We start from the raw sequence: 18,753 nt of genomic DNA, 5'->3' as shown, positions 1-18,753 counted from the left end.
TTTCAAAGCCCCCTCAGTAGGAGGGGGTTGGGGGAGGTGAGGTGGAAAAAACCTACAAGCAATGAAAAAAAACAGTCAATTAATAATATGGGGTATCGCTTTATGCTTTATCTTGTTTACGGCAGGAAAAGAGCGTCCTGTGCATGTTTTTATGGCCGGAGATTCGACAATGGCCGACAAAGTGATGTATAAACCGCTGAAAGACGCCAAAACCGGTGAAACAACAGCCGAACCTGCGCCCGAAAGAGGCTGGGGAATGCTGTTGCCCGAATTTTTTACCGATGAGGTTGTTGTAGAAAATTATGCGAAGAACGGGCGAAGTTCACGCACCTTTATCGAAGAAGGTTTATGGAGTAAAATTACACTAAACCTACAAAAGGGTGATTATGTAATTATACAATTCGGACACAACGATGCGGCGCCCGAAAAGAAAAGTTATACGCCTCCCGAAGAATATAAAAAGAACCTGATTCGTTTTGTCGATGAGGTTCGGGCAAAGGGAGGTATTCCTGTTTTGTGCACACCCATTGTCCGCCGGAAATTTGGAGAGGATGGAAAATTGGTTGACACGCACGGCATTTATCCCGGTATTGTACGCGAGGTAGCAAAAGACAAAAGAGTGTTGTTTGTGGATATGCACGAACGTACACGCGAGTGGATAAACAAAGAAGGGGTGGAAAAATCCGCTTCGTTCTTTATGAATCTTCAGCCGGGAATATATAAGCTATATCCCAATGGATTAACCGATAACACGCATTTTGTTGAGTACGGGGCGCGCTACACGGCAGGTCTTTTTGTCGATGAACTCGAAAAGCAAAACATAAAAGACTTGACCAGGTATTTGAAAAAGAATGCGGCGCCATACGTCTCTAAAGTGTGGGTATCGGACTTGGGAAACGGCAAGTATAAAAATCCGGTGTTGTATGCCGATTACTCCGACCCGGACGTGTGCCGCGTAGGAGAGGATTATTATATGACTGCTTCGAGTTTCAGTTCTATTCCGGGCCTGCAGATTTTGCACTCGAAAGACTTGGTTAACTGGACAATTATAGGAGCAGCTATTCCTGGATTAATACCCGAAGATGTTTTTGCAAAAACCCAACACGGGAACGGAGTTTGGGCGCCATCTATCCGTTATCACAACGGCGAGTTTTACATTTACTACGGCGACCCCGACTATGGTATTTACATGACAAAAACCAAAAATCCGGCGGGCAAGTGGGAACCGCTTAGCTTGGTGAAAGCAGGAAAAGGATTGATAGATTCTTGTCCGCTTTGGGACGAAAACGGAGAGGCTTACCTTGTTCATGCCTTTGCCGGAAGCCGTGCCGGAATAAAAAGCATACTGGCTGTTACGCGCTTAACGCCGGATGGCAAGCAGGCTGTGGGCGCCAGCAAAATCATTTACGAAGGCCACGATGTGGATGTAACGATTGAAGGACCTAAATTTTATAAGCGGAACGGCTATTATTACATTTTCTCTCCGGCGGGTGGCGTGGCTACGGGCTGGCAAGTGGCTCTGCGCTCCAAAAATATTTTTGGCCCTTACGAACGAAAGGTTGTTATGGCACAGGGAAGTACAACAATCAACGGCCCACATCAGGGTGGCTGGGTGGATACGCCATCGGGCGAAGATTGGTTTATGCACTTTCAGGATACCTACATGTTTGGACGTGTTGTGCATCTGCAACCCATGAAGTGGATAAACGACTGGCCGGTGATTGGCGAGGACAAAGATGGCGACGGCTGCGGAGAGCCTGTGCTGACCTATACAAAACCAAATGTGGGGGCAACGTATCCGGTGGCAACGCCTGTCGAAAGCGATGAATTTTCGGATAATCAGCTTGGCTTGCAATGGCAATGGCACGGCAACCCAATGGACTGGTGGTATTTCACCAATCAGGAAAAAGATGTATTGAGTTTGTACTCTGTTCCGGTGGTCGATAATTATAAAAACCTGTGGGATGTTCCGAACCTGTTGTTGCAAAAACTGCCTGCAACCAATTTTACGGCCACAGCAAAAATCACGTTTATACCCTCCGCAAACATAAAAGGCGAACGCACAGGATTGCTTGTTATGGGTCTGGATTATGCTTTGTTATCGCTGGAAAATACGGCTGAAGGCCTGCGCCTTTCGCAAAACGAATGCCTGAAAGCCGACAAGGGAAGCGCCGAAAAAACAAATGCAACAACAACCTTGAAAGACAGTACCGTTTATCTGCGCGTGAAAATACAACCCGATGGAAGTTGCACATTCGGTTACAGTGCGGATGGAAAAAAATATCAGGCATTAGGCAATTCCTTCACGGCAAAGGAAGGGAAATGGATTGGCGCAAAAGTCGGTTTGTTCTGTAGTCGCCCGGTAAGTAATAACGACGGCGGACGCATTGATGTGGACTGGTTTAGGGTAACCCCCTGAATCCCCGTAGGGGGACTTTTGAAGCGGCTGTCTCATAAGTTTTTTTTATGAAGTTGTCATTGCGGGCGCCGACCCGCAATCTCCTGACATTCAGCTGATGTTTGTTAGGATATCCCGTGTCAAGCACGGGATGACAGGCTCTTGAGACAGCCTCTTTAAAAATACTCTAGTGATCCCGAAGGGAATCGAACCCCCATCATAGGAACCGGAATCCTACGTTTTATCCGTTAAACTACGGGACCGTTTTTTTTCTGCCTACAAAAGTATAACTTTTTTGTCAATTGGCAAGTCATAAATTGAGCTATCCTGCTATTAAACGAAAAAAATAGTATCTTTGGGCTTTATTTTAATCAAACTAAACAATTATTGCTCAGAATATGGATGTCAGGATTGAGGAGACTTGGAAAAAGCAACTGTCGGAAGAATTTGAAAAAGACTATTTTATTAATCTTACCAATTTTGTCAGGGACGAATACCGTACAAAAGCAGTATTTCCGCCTGCCAAGCTTATATTCAACGCTTTCGACCACACTCCTTTCGACAAAGTGAAGGTTGTTATACTCGGACAAGATCCTTACCACAATGTTGGTCAGGCGCACGGACTGTCGTTCTCGGTGAACGACGGCATCCAGTTTCCGCCTTCGCTGATTAATATATTCAAAGAAATTAATACCGATTTGGGGATTCCCATACCGGCGTCGGGGAACCTCACCCGCTGGGCAAATCAGGGCGTATTGCTGCTCAACGCCACATTAACCGTGCAGGCGCATCTGGCAGCTTCGCATCAAAACAAAGGCTGGGAAACATTTACCGACACAGCTATCCGCCAACTTGCCGAAAACAGGGAGCATATTGTGTTTATGCTTTGGGGGTCGTATGCGCAAAAAAAATCGGCATTTATCGACCCTTCAAAACACCTTGTCCTGCAATCGCCCCACCCTTCGCCCTTGTCTGCTCACCGCGGATTTTTCGGGAACAAGCATTTCAGCATGGCCAATAACTACCTTGTTTCAAAAGGTATCGAAGCTGTTAACTGGTAATTCGGAACGGGAGATATGTCGGTTATTAAGATTACAGAGCAAGCTTCATTGTACGACGATTTGGAAAAAAAAACCATTTCCGAGTTGCTGTATGCTATCAATGCCGAAGACCAGAAAGTGGCTTTAGCCGTGCAAAAAGTTATTCCGCAAATCGAACAACTTGTCTCGGAAACTGTTTCGAGAATGAAGCAAGGCGGTCGGCTCTTTTACATAGGAGCCGGGACGAGCGGGCGTTTGGGCGTACTCGATGCATCGGAAATACCACCCACTTTTGGTATGCCTCCATCGCTAGTTATCGGAATTATTGCCGGTGGCGACAAAGCGCTTCGCAATCCGGTTGAAGGAGCCGAAGACGATGCCCAAGCCGGATGGAACGATTTATTGAAACACCAGATAAACGATAAAGATACCCTCGTCGGCATTGCGGCATCGGGCAGTACGCCTTATGTGGCAGGCGCATTGCACGAAGCCCGGAAGAACGGCATACTGACGGCCTCCATAGCCGGTAATCCCGATTCGCCCCTGTCTCGCGAGGCCGATATAGCCATTGAGATTATTGTCGGCCCCGAATTTATAACCGGCAGTTCGCGGATGAAATCGGGAACAGGTCAAAAAATGGTATTGAACATGATTTCGACCAGCATCATGATTCAGTTGGGACGAGTAAAAGGCAACCGGATGATAAACATGCAATTGTCGAATGCCAAGCTGATTGACAGAGGCGCCCGCATGATTGCCGCCGAACTCGGATTGGAGTATGAAGAGGCCAAGCGCTTGCTTTTGTTGCATAAATCGGTGAAGAAAGTAATAAGCCCCCCCACCCCCCGTAGGGGGGATTCGGAAGCTTCCCCTGCGGGGAGGTTTGGAGAGGCTGAGGCTAAACTTGAAAGAAAATGATTTTAGAGCGACTATCCATTATCAATTACAAAAATATAGAACAGGCCAATTTGAGCTTGTCCCCTAAAATCAATTGCTTTTTGGGTAATAACGGCATGGGAAAAACCAACCTGCTCGATGCCATTTATTACCTTTCGTTTTGCAAAAGCCACACCAACCCGATAGATACGCAAAACGTGAGGCACGATGCCGAATTTGCCGTAATACAGGGCTGGTACAATGTGAACGAAAAAGAAGAAGAAATTTTTTGCAGCCTGAGACGCCGACAAAAAAAGCGCTTTAAACGGAACAAAAAAGAATACGAAAAACTATCCGATCACATCGGCTTTTTGCCCCTGGTGCTGGTTTCGCCATCCGACTCGGAGCTGATACTTGGAGGGAGCGACGAACGCAGACGCTTTTTGGACCTTGTTTTGTCGCAATTCGACAGAAGTTATTTGCATTCGCTTATCAAATACAACAAAGCCCTCCAGCAGCGGAATGCCTTATTGAAAGCCGATGCGGAGAAGAGCGACGAAACCCTTTTCGGCCTGTGGGAAGACGAGATGCTGAGAGAGGGACAGTTTATTTTTGAACGGAGGAAAGAATTCGTGGAACAATTTATCCCCACCTTCCAAAAATTCTACGACTTTATCTGCCAATCGAACGAAAAAGTGGAACTGAAATACGAGTCGCACTTCTACAATCCCGATTTCCCCGCTTTATTGAAACAGCGAAGAGAACGAGACAAAATACTGGGCTATTCGACCGTAGGCATACACAAGGACGATTTGGACATGCAAATGGACGATTATTCGATAAAAAGGGTCGGATCGCAGGGGCAGAACAAAACCTATATCATTGCGTTGAAGTTGGCACAGTTCGATTTCCTACTGCAATCGGGTAGCGCTACGCCTGTTTTGTTGCTGGATGATATTTTCGACAAGCTCGATTCCAAGCGGGTGGAGCAAATTCTGAAACTGGTTCTGGACAAAAAATTCGGACAAATATTCATTACCGATACCAATCGCGAACATCTGGACGAATTACTGGCTGTCGGCAACAGTCCATACCATCTCTACCACGTAGAACAAGGATTGATAGAACAAATTAAAGAACAGGTATGAGGAGAAGAAATACGGAAAGTTTAGGCGAGGTCATAAAACAGTTTTTCGAGGAAAATCGTTTTATCAAAGCAAAAGTTGCCGAAAGCCGGATTATTTCGGGCTGGGGCAAAATACTGGGACCGGCTATCGCTTCATACACAACAAATATTTATTTAAAAAACAATATCCTCTACATTCATCTAAGCTCATCGGTGCTGCGTGCCGAACTGATGATGTCGAAAGAACGAATCATCACAAACCTGAATAAATATGCCGGAATGGATATTGTGAAAGAAATAATATTCAGATAAACAGCCCCCCGCCCCCGTAGGGGGGGCTTTAATTAAAAAAAATGGAACTTAAGGAAGAAATTTTCAGACATGCTTTACCGATTCAAATTCGGTTTAACGACATCGACTCGATAGGTCATATCAATAACAACATATACTTCAGTTACTTCGATTTGGGCAAAACCGCCTATTTTGAAGATTTAAGAGCTTCGTATGTAAGCTGGACGGAAGGAATTATTGTATTGGCACACCTCGAAGCCGATTTTCTATCGCCCATCTATTACAAAGAATCAATTGCGGTGGATACCAAAATAACACGTATCGGCAACAAAAGCGTAACCATACTGCAACAGCTACGCAACATAAAAACGCAGGAAGTGAAGTGCCGGTGCACATCCATCATCGTCGCATACGATGCCCGACTGCAAACATCAATGGATATTCCGCCGGTATGGAGAGAGGCCATGTTGGTTTACGAAGGGCTCGAAAGAACCGACTTAAAAAATAGTTGATAAAAAAAGAGACTTAAATTTCGTATATACAAAGAAAACAACTATTTTTGTCGCTGCGAAAAAGAACAGCTAAAATATATAAATACAATGTCGAAAAAGAAAGAACAAACTTTAAAAGAAGAAAAAGATTGGGAACGCATAGATGATGCAGTCTTCACATCGGAACGTTTTCTTGAAAAATATCAAAAACAAATTCTTATCGGAGTCGGAGCTATTGTGGTAATTGTTGCCGCTATCTGGTCTTACAACCAATTTTATCTTGAGCCCAAAAATAAGGAAGCCCAAGCCGCTCTGTTCAGAGGAGAACAATATTTTGAAAACAGGTTGGATTCCATTGCTATTTATGGAGATGGAAACGGTTATATCGGATTTGAAGCCATTATCAACGAATATGGTTCGACCAAAGCGGGTAATCTGGCCGAATATTACGCCGGAATATCGTACTTGCGTTTGGGTAAATACGACCAGGCCCTTGCTTATCTGAAAAGTTTTAATGGCGGAGACCAGGTACTTGGCTATGCAGCAAAAGGCGCCATTGGCGATTGTTTGGCAAACACCGGTAAAACGGAAGATGCGGCCAGCTATTTTCTGGATGCAGCAAAAGGCGCCGACAACATACTGTTGAGCCCAATCTACTACAAAAAAGCAGGTCTTGCGTATCGTGAACTTAAAAACTATAGCAAAGTTGTAGATATATTCACCACGCTCAAAAACAACTACCTCAATTCGGTTGAAGCCGCTGATGCTGATAAATACATTGAGGAAGCTAATCTGCTGAAAGGACAATAAGTAAAAAACATATTTTCTGAAAAAGCATCTATTGAGCAACAATAGATGCTCTTTTTTTTTGATAAATTGGGGAAAATATATAGCTTTGTAACAGAATAACAATCCTAAATAAACCTAAGACATGAAAAAGATTCTGATTACGCTTCTCCTGTTTTCTTCACTCATACTGGCAAATGCACAAAGTAATTATAAGGCAGGTTATGTTATAACCAATAATAACGACACCCTTAAAGGCTTGATAGATTTCAGGTCGGACGAAGCCAATGCAAAAATCTGCAAATTCAAGACATCGGAAACAGCTGAGGAACAACGGTTGCAGCCGGGCGAAATAAAAGCATTCCGGTTTATTGATGAAGGAAAATATTACGTAAGTCGCGCAGCATCCATACAAGACAAAGCGGAAAATTTATTTATCGAATACCTGGTTCAGGGTAAAGTAAATATGTATTATTACAAACAAGGTTCGGAGAATGAATATTACTTTTTGGAAAAAGAAGACGGAACGCTACACCCTTTCACCAAAAAAGCCGATGAAATAGTACAGAATAAAAAAGTAACGGATAACAAATACAAAGGGGTGTTATTGTACTTGTTGCAAGATTGCCCGCCCATAAACAATAAAATCGAAAAAACAGGCTTCGATAGAGAATCGATGGTGGAACTGGCAAAAGAATACCACGCCGAGATGTGTTTGCCCGGAGAAGAATGCATCGTATTTGAGAATGACTATAAAAAGAATTTTGTGGTGTTCAAACTATCGTTATATGCAGGCGTTTTCATTAAAAACTATGAAACAACCGTGGGGATAAGTTTCCCTGATAAAGATAAGCTCAAAAACAGTATCGCTCCCGCTATCGGAGCACAACTGAATGTTTCCAATCCTCGTATATCCAAATCGCTTAGTTTCCTGTTAGACGCCTCATTTTCATCATTCAAATATGACGATAGAGGAGTCGGGAACAACGGGAACAGACGGTTTAAATACAGTGCAAACATTGTCAACCTGACGCTAGGCGGGAGATATACCCTGCAAGCAAGTAAACACATCCGCCCCTCCGTAGAAGTAGGAGTATTGTCTTTTTCCTATGTGTTTAACCGCTCAAGCCAGCTGTGGGATTATTATGGACGTCCCGACGAAGTCATTAATTGGGCAAACCTGTCGTCAATAGGTTATGAAGCCGGTATAGGCCTCGATTATGTATTCAACAAACAGAATGCGATTTTTTGTCGCGTAGATTACAACTCCGTTTCGGGTTCCTTAACAACACTAAAACTCAAACTGGGATATACTTTCTGATTTGTCTTTTTTAGATTATCTTTGTAACAGGAAGTTTAAACAAGAAAAGGAATGGAAACATCAACAAAAAAAACAGCAAAGGCAAATGCAAAAGTTACTAAGCCAAAGACTGCTGTAAAGAAATCAAAATTCACCGAATTTTGGGAAAAGAATCCAAATGGAATACTAACCATTGTGGATAGAAGAGCTATCTTGAAATAGAAGAGTAAGTTATGCGTTATTTAATTGACACCAATATATTTATTACGCTTCCTCGCTTTGGTGCAAGTTTTTAACTTGTACCTACTATTCAGGCAGTTTACAACTGCCACGAAGTTACAAACTTCGTAAATAATAAGCACAAGTTACGCTATCGCTAAACTTGCGCTAAACAGGAGAATTATCTTTGTAACATATAGACTAAAACAAATTATGGCAACAGCATACCAAAACCTATCGAGTTACGACCCAAGTAAAGTGGCGGACGGAAAAGACATGAAAATAGGCATCGTTGTATCGGAATGGAACGAAAAAATTACCAACGCCCTGCTGGACGGCGCCTGCAAAACACTAATCAAACATGGAGTACAGGAAGAAAATATAGTTATAGACTATGTTCCGGGAAGTTTTGAGCTGATTTTCGGATCGCGGTATCTGGTAGAAAAGAAAGATGTGGATGCCGTAATAGCGCTTGGTTGCGTAGTGAGGGGCGATACACCACATTTTGATTATGTATGCAGTGGCGTTACCCAAGGACTGGCCGATTTAAACAGAATGTATGATATTCCTTTCATCTTCGGACTATTAACTACCGACAACATGCAACAGTCTATCGACAGAGCCGGTGGAATACACGGAAACAAAGGCGATGAGTGTGCAATTACAGCAATAAAAATGATAGATTTTATTTGGCGGAATAAATAATATTATTACCTTTGCAGTCGCATTAAGGGCAGTTACCAGAGTGGCCAAATGGGTCTGACTGTAACTCAGATGACTTACGTCTTCGGTGGTTCGAATCCATCACTGCCCACATAAGTTGCGGAAGTAGCTCAGTTGATAGAGCATTAGCCTTCCAAGCTGAGGGTCGCGGGTTTGAGCCCCGTCTTCCGCTCTGAAAACGAGGCAATTACACAAGTGTAGTTGCTTTTTCGTTTTTATATTCCCTAGCCTACTTTTTTGGAAGACCGACAAAACGGGGTGTTTAGTCCCGCAGGGGACGGCATTTTATTAACCGTATGCTTTAGCTTACGGGATAGGTGCAACACGCTGTCCAAGTCCCGCAGGGACGGCGCTTGGACACGTCGTCCCTGCGGCAGGGCTGTTAAGTTCTATCCCGTCAGGGATAAAATGTTGGTAGAAAACAGATTCCCATCCCTAAGAGCGTGCCGTCAGGTACGCAATGTACGCACATCTCGTACCTACGGCACGAAAATGAGAAAATAACAACGTTTCTACCAACATATTGTGCCTAACGGCACAAAAAAGAGCGTTTAACAATAGAACTTAACAGCCCTGCCCCATGCGGGGCTTAGGCTATTGGGGTGTCCGTCAATTAAACAACACATAAATTGCGATAATTTGCATAATCAGGGCAAACCTTGAAAAATTTAGTACTTATACCTTTCGGTAAAATTGCTGATATGAGCAGGGATTTCTCGCTACGCTCGAAATGACAGTCTCCTTTTTGGGAGAGGGGATGAGGAAGTGGCGGCTTCGCCGCCACTTCCTCATCCCTTAAACCACTAACAGGCGAGTCATTCCGACCAAAGGGAGGAATCTCATCCGCAACCAGTAGTACTAAATTTTTTCAAGGTTTGCCCTATTTGCGTAATCTGCATTCTTTCTCTGTTCGGATATTATAACTATATTTGTAAAGTTAAAGCTATAAACAATACAAATACCTAAAACCAATATGAAAAAAGTAAGTTTATTCATACTGCTGCTTCATTCGTTGACCTGTTTTTCGCAGGCGCCACCCGAAATTCAGAATCCAACCATTATCGGTATAAACAAATTGCCTGCCCGAACCACCGTATGGCCATCGCCCAGCGTTGCCGATGCTAAAAAGAGCGATTACGACAATTGCCTTTGGGTGAAATCGCTGAACGGGCAATGGGATTTTCATTGGTCGCCCGACCCGCAGTCGCGCCCTGTCGATTTCTACAAACCCGGATTTTCGCGCGCCGGCTTCACCAGCATTCCGGTTCCATCCACCATGGAACGCCAAGGATTCGGTACGCCCATATATACCAATTCAACCTATCCCTTTCAGGCAAATCCGCCGGTGGTGATGGATGAACCCAACAAACGATATACGACATACAAAGAGCGGAATCCGGTCGGCTCCTACTGCCGCTATTTTAACGTGCCCAAAGAATGGAAGGGGAAACGAATAATTCTACATCTGGCAGGCTCAAGTTCGGGAACATTTGTCTGGGTAAACGGACAGAAGGTCGGCTATTCGCAGGATTCGCGCCTTCCGGCTGAATTTGATATGACGGAATACCTGACAAAAGGCGAAAACTTTCTGGCAATCGAGGTCTATAAATATTGCGACGGTTCGTACCTCGAAGACCAGGATTACTGGCGGTTGAGCGGCATATTCAGGGATGTATTTATCCGGGCAGTCCCACAAGTAACACTCTGGGACGTCTATGCACAACCCGAAATAGACCTCGAGAAGAAACAGGGCGCTATCAAAATACATTATACATCCGGCAATTTTTCGGAGAAACAAGCAGAAGATTATTCGCTGAATGTTACGGTTATTTCGCCTTCAGGCAAACAAATAGCCTCAACAAAAACCTTCAAATTGGGCGCTTTTGCCACCGGATTCGGTAACGAAAACAGTTTAGCCGAAATCAATCTGGGCGAAGTGCAGCTGTGGTACGATGAGAAACCGGTGCGCTACTCGGCATTGGTCGAACTCACAAAGAGCGGAAAAGTGGTCGAAGCCTACAAGCTGCCCGTAGCCTTCCGAAAAATAGAGGTGAAGGGAAATACCTTGTTGCTGAACGGCGGGAAATTTAAAGTCAGAGGCACAAACCGCCACGAATTTTCGCCCGACCAAGGTTGGACGATAACAAAGGAAAGCATGATACGCGATTTGGAACTGATGAAACAGGGCAATGTTAATTTCGTCCGCAACTCGCACTACCCCAACGATCCGCGTTGGTACGAACTATGCGACCAATATGGCATGATGATTATAGATGAAGCCAATGTAGAATCGCACGGACTGAGTTACCACCGGAAAAATCTTCCCGGCGACAAACCCGAATGGATTAATGCCTGTGTGGACAGGATGAAACGGATGGTTATCCGCACGCGCCAGCACCCCTGCGTGCTTATGTGGTCGCTCGGAAACGAGGCGGGATACGGCAAAGCGTTCTACGACATGCGCAAGGCCACTCACGAAAACGACCCCGAAACCCGCCTGATACAATACGCCGATATGAATGCGGCTGCCGATGTCGATAGTCAGACCTACCCCACCGTGGGTTGGCTGAAACAGCATTTACAGGGAAAAGCAACGCGAAAAGGCGAGCGCGGAGAGTCCACCAACGAAGAACAACATGGGGTATATCCTTCGGGAAGGCCATTTTTGCTGAACGAATATTGCCACGCCATGAACAACAGCCTGGGCGATTTCATCGATTACTGGGATTTGTTTTACGAGCACGATATGCTGGTTGGCGGATTTATCTGGGACTGGATTGATCAGGGACTTTGGAAAAACAGGAACAAGCCCTCGGAAGGCTTCCTGTATGGCGGCGATTTTGGCGATTATCCCAACAACGGCGACTTCTGCTTCAACGGGATGCTTGATGCAAACCGAATTCCTCATCCACACTACTACGAAATGCGAAAAGTTCATCAGCCTTTTGCGTTTAAGCTGGTCAACAAAAACCCGTTGATTATCGAAATCATCAACCGTCAGTCCGCCATCAATCTGAACGAATACGACCTGACTTACGAGATGATGGAAAACGGGAAAATCACCGCTAAAGGCAAATTAAACACAACAAGCATTCAGCCTTTCGAGAGCCAACAAATAACGCTAGCCAACACGCTGAAATTCAATCCCGGGAACGAGTGTTTTCTGACGATTAAACTAGCCCTCAAAGACAAGCAATTGTGGGCGGATAAGGGGCATGTGGTGGCATGGGAACAACTTCTCCTTTCCGAAAAACTGCCCAAACTGACGATTGCATCCGGTTCGTTTTCGGAGTTGAAGAAGAGCGAAACAGCCGATAGCTATTTGATTGAGGGCGATGATTTTAGTGTCGGAATAGATAAATCGACCGGATTAATTTCCGGCTATTCCAAAGCCGGACGAGCCATTATCAAAAACAAAACAAGGATAAACTTCTGGCGCGCACTCACCGACAACGACAAAGGCTGGAAAGTGGATGAAAAAATGAAGGTATGGAATGACGATTCAAACAACTATAAACTAAGCAGTTTGAGCATTGAAACCTCCGCCGAAAATACGATTACGGCAATAAGCAATTATGTGTTTGAAAACTCGTTGTCGAAAGGAACTGTCAAACAGCGCATCTATCCCGATGGAACCGTTACAGTTGATTTTGAGTTGGATATTCCGGCCAAAACGCCCAACGTACCACGAATCGGAATGCAGTTTGAGATAGAAAAAAGCCTGCAACACATCAAATGGTACGGACGAGGCCCACACGAAAACTACCTCGACCGCCAAACATCGGCAGCGTATGGCATCTATGAATCAACGATCGGAGAATGGATCACGCCCTACGCCTATCCGCAAGAAAATGCAAACAGGTGCGACCTCCGCTGGTTGAGCCTCGGCAACAACAACACCCGCATCGTATTTACCGGCATCAATAACTCGTTTTCAGCCAGCGCATGGCCCTACACACAGGAAACACTGGAAAAAACCGCGCACGATTTCGAGTTAACGCCACACGAAAACAACATCGTCAACATCGACTGCGCACAAATGGGCGTAGGAGGCGACAGCTCGTGGGGGCTGCCCGTACTTAATCATTACCAAATAAAACCGGGGAAATACAGGTATGGGGTTAGTATTAAAGTGGAATAGGGAAATTGAAAAAGGATAAAAAGAAAGTAATTATTTAGGGTTATTCAATACTGAATAGCCCTATTTTACTTCTAAAATCTGCTTTATTCCATCCTCTTCATAAAGCAATTGCATTTCACTTAATCCCGATTCAACATTATCAAAATCAAATGCTTTCAACTTGTTTGCATTCGCTATTGCTTTTGGTAAATAGGGTTTAAGCCTTGTATAAATGTCATGGTTTGGTCTTTTATAATATTTTTCAGTTTTCTCGTAATCAGCAAGTTCCTTGTGTTTCTTTAATTCAGGTAGTAATTTGGCGCAAGAATCAAAGTATTTAGAAGTGGCTTCAAAATGTAATAAATACCAGTACTCCAAACAAGGATTATTTAGGATTATCACAATATTTTTACACTTTCCATTTTTGGCAATTTTCTTGTGATACTTTTCTAATTCCTGTAAAGCAGCTTTTGTTCCGTTAGAAGCTTCCCGAGTTTCCTTAATAATAACATCTAAATCAAGAATCCAAAATACTTTGTCGTAATCTTTTGATAATTCAATAACTCTATCATATTGTTCGGCTAACTTCTTTTTCTGTGGAAGTTCAGGTTTTAATGCAATATTAATTGTTCGCTCATTTTGTTTCAGCATTTGCATATACCAAAGCTCACATTTGCCATCAACAACAAATGCAAACTGGTTGCCTTTTGGGGGGATGTTTTTACTTTTCCTCATCGTCAATATAATAATCCCCTAAATCAGGCACCCCGCCCAGCTTGCCAATTTTATAAGCATTGTAAATATTGCTGGTATCTCTGATGACAGAGGTGTCAAAATCGGCAATGGAATATAGTTCGGTAGCGCAATTATCGTACTTGTCCGTAATCCAGATAACATCATTGCGGAATATATCCCTGTTATTCAGAATCTCCCGATTATGAGTAGTCGCAATAAGCTGAGATTTTTTTGAATTGACTAAAAAGGACAATAAAAAATGGACAAATAAATCAGGGTGTAGAGATGCTTCCAACTCGTCAATAGAAAAAGCTTTTGAAGACTTTATTAGCAGAAAAAGGACTCCGGCCATTCTATAATACTTTTTTGTTCCATCCGATTCATCATTGAAATCAAGTAAATAATTTTTGCTATTTATGGAATGTTGGAATTTTATATCCTTAAATCCCATTTCATTTTGATGCCTTACCCAACCTTCTAATGCTTTTTTATCTTCTATGTTTCTAACCGATGAATATTCATCAATTGTCCGCGGTTTGACTATAATATTTGAGATATTGAAATCTGCTTTTCTGATAATATCAAGAATAATATTCTTATTTGCTTCAAACATCTCTTCTTCAATATAGTTATGGCTAAGCGCCAACCTATTTGGGAAAAGATAATCACGAAACCAATCTATAACATCCTTTAACTCCTTTGCGAAGAAATTAATTTTCAAGAAACCACCCAAAACAGTATTGTTCCAAAGGGTTATATTTTCAAAAAGTTGTGCCGTATTTTTGTCTATATTAATTTTATTGCCAAATTTTACTTTTGTCGCTTCAACTTCAATATCTGTTGTTCGTGTAAAAACATTGGATTTTTTTGGATTGTAAGAATACAATTCTTCCCTGACAATAGCTTTCTCATTTAACTCTACTTTGTATGAATAACGAGTTTCACTCTGGATAAATTCGATACTAAAGATAGTATTTTGCTTGGGAGTAGCCATATCAAATAAAAAAGGCTTAAAGTCAAAAGTGTCTGTTTTTTTTTCTTTCGGTTGCAATACGATTCCTCTCAAAAAATCAAGCGCTTTCAGAACGGTTGTTTTTCCCGATGCATTTGCACCGTATATCAATCCTAATTTGAGTAACCTCAGTCCGTCAATAGGCTGAACAACATAATAATCTTCCAGATGAGTGGATTTATCGGCTTCAAAAGACAAAGTTTGCTTGTCTTTTATTGAACCAAAATTTTGAATAGAAAAGCTTATAATCATCTCATTTTTGAAATTGGTTTACAAATATGGCAATAATAATCAAATAAAAGATGAATTATCTGTTATTTTTTTGTAAACAACATACAAAATACACAAAAGGGACTACCTTCTTTCGAGAAACAGCCCCTTTTTCATTTATAACAAATTATAGTCGTTATCCTTTAGTTTCGAGATAAACCACGTGTGTTTGGAGGTATTCTTCCAAACCGTGTTTGCCGTCTGCACCGCCGATTCCCGATTTGCGCCAGCCGGCGTGGAATCCTTGCATGGCTTCAAAGTTTTCGCGGTTGATGTATGTTTCGCCAAAGCGGAGGGCGCGAACCAATTTGAATGCGGTATCCAAATTCTGTGTATAAACAGAAGATGTCAGACCAAATTCCGAATCATTCGCCCATTTGATGGCGTCTTCGATGTCCGAAAATTCAACGATTGGCAATACTGGGCCGAAAGTTTCTTCCTGAATAATATCCATCTTGTTGGTTGCTCCGTCGAGGATGGTTGGTTCAAAGAAGTATCCTTTTGTTCCAACGCGTTTTCCGCCGTATAGCAATTTACAACCTTGATTCACGGCTTTTTCTACTTTTTCGATTACCGATGCAAGAGCGGCCTTGTCGATTAGCGGCCCCATATCCAGGTCTTTTGTCTGGCTTGGATCGCCATATTTCACCAGTTTAAATCCGGCAATCAGTTTTTCGATAAATGCCGCTTTTATACTCTTATGCACATACACACGTTCGGCACAGTTACAAACCTGTCCGGTATTGATAACTCTGGATGCAATAATAGACTTCACAGCCAAATCCAAATCGGCATCATCCATTACGATTGCAGGCGCTTTTCCGCCCAGTTCCAGCGATACTTTTGTTACGTTGGGCGCAGCGGCAGCCATTGTTTGCTGTCCGGCCGAAACGCTTCCCGTCAAACTTACCATACCCACTTTAGGATTGGCGGCCAATTCCTGTCCAATAACCGAACCGCGACCATTTACAAGGTTGAATACGCCTTTAGGCACGCCCGCTTCTTCCACTATCTGGGCAAAAACGTATGCATTGATTGGCGTTTGCTGACTTGGCTTCACAACAATCGTGTTCCCTGTAAGCAATGCAGGAGCCGCTTTACGGGCAATGAGGAAGAACGGGAAATTCCAGGGAAGTATTCCGGTTGTTACACCGATGGGTTTCTTGAATAAGAATATATTTTCGTTCGGACGATCGCTCTGGATAATTTCGCCTTCGTAACGGCGCGCCCATCCTGCCATATATTCGAGATAATCGGCAGTAAACATGACTTCTACATTAGCCAAGCCTTGTGTTTTTCCACCTTCTTGTACAATTATATCCGTCAATTCTTTTTCTCTTTTCCTGATACCGGCGGCTATTTTAATCAAATAACTTCCGCGTTCTACGGCAGGAACTTTTTCCCATTGACGTTGAGCAACTTCTGCCACATCAATCGCCTTTTTGGCATCTTCTACAGTGCCGTCGGGCATACGGGCAATAACTTCTTCGGTTGAAGGATTCAGAACATCAATCCATTTTCCTGAGGCATTATCGATGAATTTTCCATCGATAAACATTTTTAATTCTTTCATGGTCTTGGTTTTACTTTTTTGTTTTAACTAAATAAGGGGACTGAATAAAACCCTCTGAGTTATATGACAAATGCGTAACACCAAATGTAGGGAAAAATATTTTACTCAAATACAATCGGCCCAAGATTTTAATTTTTCTTAGGAATTAAGGCCCCCCCACGGGGGATTTAGGGGGCTTTACTTTATAAATTTCAGCGCCCTGCCACTCTTAGTTTCGGCAATGTACAAGCCCGGAGACATGGAGTTGACGTTGATGCAGCTATCTCTGGAGGCCATAATCAATATGCCATCACTGTTGAATAACTTAATGGCTACTTTTTTCGGATTATTGATACAGCCGTTTATGTACTCAATTTCGTGTTGGTTGTTGCTCGTTGGTTGAGCAATGCTTAATTCCTGTTTCAATATTTCGTACTCCAAACTGGCCATGATAAACGGGCCGATGGCTTTTCCTTCGTTTTGTGTAACCGTTACATCGCTCCCACACAAGTAATAATTTACCGTTCCGCAACGCGAGGGGTCTTTGGCAGGCCCCAATCCGGCAGAAGCACAGGATTGAATAATGCTCATATCGCCATTTGCCTTGGGACGAACAAATTGCGCTATCAGGCCGTTGTAAGCTTTCAGAGCGACAGGTTCGTATAGGGTTTTGTCCAGAATGCTCAGGCGTATGCCTTTCAGGTAGGCGTATGTGAACATGGACGAGGCTGACGACTCGAGGTAATTGGCCGATTCTCCGGCGTTGTAAACTTTTCCTTGCACCACATCGCCTGCGGCAGAAGCTTTTTTCTGCCCATCGTATTGCAACAACTGGTACCAGCAACCCGAAACAGGATCCTGATACCTGGCCAGGCCTGCCGCCACTTCTCCGATAATAGTGCACAAAGCCGGATAATCGGGATGCGTTTTGGGCATGAGTTCAATAACATCCGTCAGTGCGGCGAAGTACCATCCCATGCCTCTTCCCCAAAATTCGGGAGAACAGCCCAGTTGTGGAGCCGTTTTCTTAGCCCAAAAAGAATCGGCGCCGCTGGGGTCTGCCGACCAGGCATGGTAGTTCAGTTGCTTCCCTGCATCGTATGTATAGTGATGGATGGTGATAAACTGTGATGCTATATCCGTCCACGAATCGGTGTTGTCCTTTTCACCGGCCTCTTCACCGAAACAGTTCTGCCAACCGGCATACATGGCTGTTCCCATATACAATCCGTCCAGCCACATCTGATTGGGGTATTGCGCTTTGTGGAAAAATCCGCCCGCGCCGGGTTTGGAGGCATCTATTCGCTTGTGGTCGTATTTCAGTTTGTTGCGTAGAAAAGTTACACAATTTTTATAGCGCAGGGCATCGGCGGTATTTCCTTTCTTCATTTCGGTTTCGTAGAGCGTGAAGAATATTTTTCCGGCGGCCAGGTCGTCAATGTTGCTATCGCCTACCGTTACCACATCCTTTCCCTGCAAAGCATGATCGGCGTAGGCCTTCACAATGTCGTAATAGGCTGTGATTTCGGGATATTGCTCCCATGCCTTCAACACACTGAAAGCAACCAGTCCGGGCACATAATCCCATTGCGCCGTTGCCAATTGCTGCTCCTTTTTATTACTAAGAAAGGTTTTCATAGCCAGGGATTCTATCGCTTTTTGAGAATAGAGCCTATTTTCCACAGCCATAATTTCCTCACTCATGCACAACACGAATGCTATAAATAGCAACAATACACGACCGTTTTTTTTCATTTTGGTAAAAGATTTAATTAATTTTTATTGTTTTGGCAGGCATATATACAACAGCCCGG

Annotated in this window: 15 protein-coding genes, 3 tRNA genes and 1 pseudogene; 14 read left to right on the top strand and 5 right to left on the bottom strand. The window is 43.5% G+C overall.

Annotated elements, in window-relative coordinates; translation table 11 throughout:
* Window positions 1–61: 61 nt before the first annotated feature.
* Both ACYPWY_RS04695 and ACYPWY_RS04690 read left to right on the top strand, forming a co-directional pair.
* A pseudogene (locus ACYPWY_RS04695) lies at window positions 62–772 on the top strand (rhamnogalacturonan acetylesterase); the annotation flags it as partial.
* 48 nt (window positions 773–820) lie between these two features.
* Window positions 821–2,419 carry a glycoside hydrolase family 43 protein gene (locus ACYPWY_RS04690; protein ID WP_459684321.1) on the top strand — a complete coding sequence of 533 codons (1,599 nt, stop codon included), beginning with the start codon at window positions 821–823 and terminating at the stop codon, window positions 2,417–2,419.
* Between the two features lie 170 nt (window positions 2,420–2,589).
* On the opposite strand, the gene ACYPWY_RS04685 is transcribed toward ACYPWY_RS04690, so the two are convergent.
* Window positions 2,590–2,661, bottom strand: a tRNA-Arg gene (locus tag ACYPWY_RS04685).
* Between the two features lie 135 nt (window positions 2,662–2,796).
* Here ACYPWY_RS04685 and ung point away from each other — a divergent pair.
* The 12 genes from ung (at window position 2,797) to ACYPWY_RS04625 (ending at window position 13,391) form a co-directional block, all read left to right on the top strand.
* Window positions 2,797–3,459 (top strand): uracil-DNA glycosylase, encoded by a 663-nt coding sequence (gene ung / locus ACYPWY_RS04680; protein ID WP_459684272.1) that lies wholly within the window; start codon window positions 2,797–2,799, stop codon window positions 3,457–3,459.
* Between the two features lie 15 nt (window positions 3,460–3,474).
* Window positions 3,475–4,356: an N-acetylmuramic acid 6-phosphate etherase gene (gene murQ / locus ACYPWY_RS04675; RefSeq protein WP_459684271.1), complete on the top strand. Its 882-nt coding sequence runs from the start codon at window positions 3,475–3,477 to the stop codon at window positions 4,354–4,356.
* On the top strand, window positions 4,353–5,462 hold the full coding sequence (recF, locus tag ACYPWY_RS04670) for a DNA replication/repair protein RecF (protein WP_459684270.1): 1,110 nt from the start codon (window positions 4,353–4,355) through the stop codon (window positions 5,460–5,462). Before murQ ends, recF begins: the two co-directional genes overlap by 4 nt.
* Complete coding sequence (locus tag ACYPWY_RS04665) at window positions 5,459–5,752, top strand: DciA family protein (protein ID WP_459684269.1); 294 nt, start codon at window positions 5,459–5,461, stop codon at window positions 5,750–5,752. Before recF ends, ACYPWY_RS04665 begins: the two co-directional genes overlap by 4 nt.
* 41 nt (window positions 5,753–5,793) lie before the next feature.
* The gene (locus ACYPWY_RS04660; RefSeq protein WP_459684268.1) at window positions 5,794–6,243 is read left to right on the top strand and encodes an acyl-CoA thioesterase; all 450 of its coding nucleotides are present in this window, start codon (window positions 5,794–5,796) and stop codon (window positions 6,241–6,243) included.
* An 87-nt stretch (window positions 6,244–6,330) separates the two neighbouring features.
* Window positions 6,331–7,032, top strand: coding sequence for a tetratricopeptide repeat protein (locus ACYPWY_RS04655; RefSeq protein ID WP_459684267.1), 702 nt, complete (start codon window positions 6,331–6,333; stop codon window positions 7,030–7,032).
* 121 nt (window positions 7,033–7,153) lie between these two features.
* A complete protein-coding gene (locus ACYPWY_RS04650) occupies window positions 7,154–8,329 on the top strand; it encodes a hypothetical protein (protein WP_459684266.1) in 1,176 nt (391 codons plus the stop codon).
* A gap of 51 nt (window positions 8,330–8,380) precedes the next feature.
* On the top strand, window positions 8,381–8,530 hold the full coding sequence (locus ACYPWY_RS04645) for a hypothetical protein (RefSeq protein ID WP_459684265.1): 150 nt from the start codon (window positions 8,381–8,383) through the stop codon (window positions 8,528–8,530).
* A 210-nt stretch (window positions 8,531–8,740) separates the two neighbouring features.
* Complete coding sequence (gene ribH, locus ACYPWY_RS04640) at window positions 8,741–9,232, top strand: 6,7-dimethyl-8-ribityllumazine synthase (protein WP_459684264.1); 492 nt, start codon at window positions 8,741–8,743, stop codon at window positions 9,230–9,232.
* A gap of 26 nt (window positions 9,233–9,258) precedes the next feature.
* Window positions 9,259–9,341 (top strand) — tRNA-Tyr (locus ACYPWY_RS04635).
* A gap of 8 nt (window positions 9,342–9,349) precedes the next feature.
* A tRNA-Gly gene (locus ACYPWY_RS04630) sits at window positions 9,350–9,422 on the top strand.
* Between the two features lie 801 nt (window positions 9,423–10,223).
* Window positions 10,224–13,391 carry a glycoside hydrolase family 2 TIM barrel-domain containing protein gene (locus ACYPWY_RS04625; protein WP_459684263.1) on the top strand — a complete coding sequence of 1,056 codons (3,168 nt, stop codon included), beginning with the start codon at window positions 10,224–10,226 and terminating at the stop codon, window positions 13,389–13,391.
* 60 nt (window positions 13,392–13,451) lie between these two features.
* On the opposite strand, the gene ACYPWY_RS04620 is transcribed toward ACYPWY_RS04625, so the two are convergent.
* The 4 genes from ACYPWY_RS04620 to ACYPWY_RS04605 form a co-directional block, all read right to left on the bottom strand.
* Window positions 13,452–14,105 carry an RloB family protein gene (locus tag ACYPWY_RS04620; RefSeq protein WP_459684262.1) on the bottom strand — a complete coding sequence of 218 codons (654 nt, stop codon included), beginning with the start codon at window positions 14,103–14,105 and terminating at the stop codon, window positions 13,452–13,454.
* The gene (locus ACYPWY_RS04615; protein ID WP_459684261.1) at window positions 14,092–15,369 is read right to left on the bottom strand and encodes an AAA family ATPase; all 1,278 of its coding nucleotides are present in this window, start codon (window positions 15,367–15,369) and stop codon (window positions 14,092–14,094) included. Before ACYPWY_RS04615 ends, ACYPWY_RS04620 begins: the two co-directional genes overlap by 14 nt.
* Window positions 15,370–15,523: 154 nt before the next feature.
* Window positions 15,524–16,960, bottom strand: coding sequence for an aldehyde dehydrogenase (aldA, locus tag ACYPWY_RS04610; RefSeq protein ID WP_459684260.1), 1,437 nt, complete (start codon window positions 16,958–16,960; stop codon window positions 15,524–15,526).
* Window positions 16,961–17,137: 177 nt separating this feature from the next.
* Complete coding sequence (locus tag ACYPWY_RS04605) at window positions 17,138–18,694, bottom strand: glycoside hydrolase family 88/105 protein (RefSeq protein ID WP_459684259.1); 1,557 nt, start codon at window positions 18,692–18,694, stop codon at window positions 17,138–17,140.
* Between the last annotated feature and the right edge of the window lie 59 nt (window positions 18,695–18,753).

The sequence above is a fragment of the Viscerimonas tarda genome (genome assembly GCF_054601255.1).
This window is presented reverse-complemented; position numbering and strand designations above follow the sequence as displayed.

Bases quoted from the DNA above. Each gene is read 5' to 3' on its own strand.
- ung (WP_459684272.1), top strand. From the start codon at position 2,797: ATGGATGTCAGGATTGAGGAGACTTGGAAAAAGCAACTGTCGGAAGAA.
- murQ (WP_459684271.1), top strand. From the start codon at position 3,475: ATGTCGGTTATTAAGATTACAGAGCAAGCTTCATTGTACGACGATTTG.
- recF (WP_459684270.1), top strand. From the start codon at position 4,353: ATGATTTTAGAGCGACTATCCATTATCAATTACAAAAATATAGAACAG.
- ACYPWY_RS04665 (WP_459684269.1), top strand. From the start codon at position 5,459: ATGAGGAGAAGAAATACGGAAAGTTTAGGCGAGGTCATAAAACAGTTT.
- ACYPWY_RS04660 (WP_459684268.1), top strand. From the start codon at position 5,794: ATGGAACTTAAGGAAGAAATTTTCAGACATGCTTTACCGATTCAAATT.
- ACYPWY_RS04655 (WP_459684267.1), top strand. From the start codon at position 6,331: ATGTCGAAAAAGAAAGAACAAACTTTAAAAGAAGAAAAAGATTGGGAA.
- ACYPWY_RS04650 (WP_459684266.1), top strand. From the start codon at position 7,154: ATGAAAAAGATTCTGATTACGCTTCTCCTGTTTTCTTCACTCATACTG.
- ACYPWY_RS04645 (WP_459684265.1), top strand. From the start codon at position 8,381: ATGGAAACATCAACAAAAAAAACAGCAAAGGCAAATGCAAAAGTTACT.
- ribH (WP_459684264.1), top strand. From the start codon at position 8,741: ATGGCAACAGCATACCAAAACCTATCGAGTTACGACCCAAGTAAAGTG.
- ACYPWY_RS04625 (WP_459684263.1), top strand. From the start codon at position 10,224: ATGAAAAAAGTAAGTTTATTCATACTGCTGCTTCATTCGTTGACCTGT.
- ACYPWY_RS04620 (WP_459684262.1), bottom strand. From the start codon at position 14,105: ATGAGGAAAAGTAAAAACATCCCCCCAAAAGGCAACCAGTTTGCATTT.
- ACYPWY_RS04615 (WP_459684261.1), bottom strand. From the start codon at position 15,369: ATGATTATAAGCTTTTCTATTCAAAATTTTGGTTCAATAAAAGACAAG.
- aldA (WP_459684260.1), bottom strand. From the start codon at position 16,960: ATGAAAGAATTAAAAATGTTTATCGATGGAAAATTCATCGATAATGCC.
- ACYPWY_RS04605 (WP_459684259.1), bottom strand. From the start codon at position 18,694: ATGAAAAAAAACGGTCGTGTATTGTTGCTATTTATAGCATTCGTGTTG.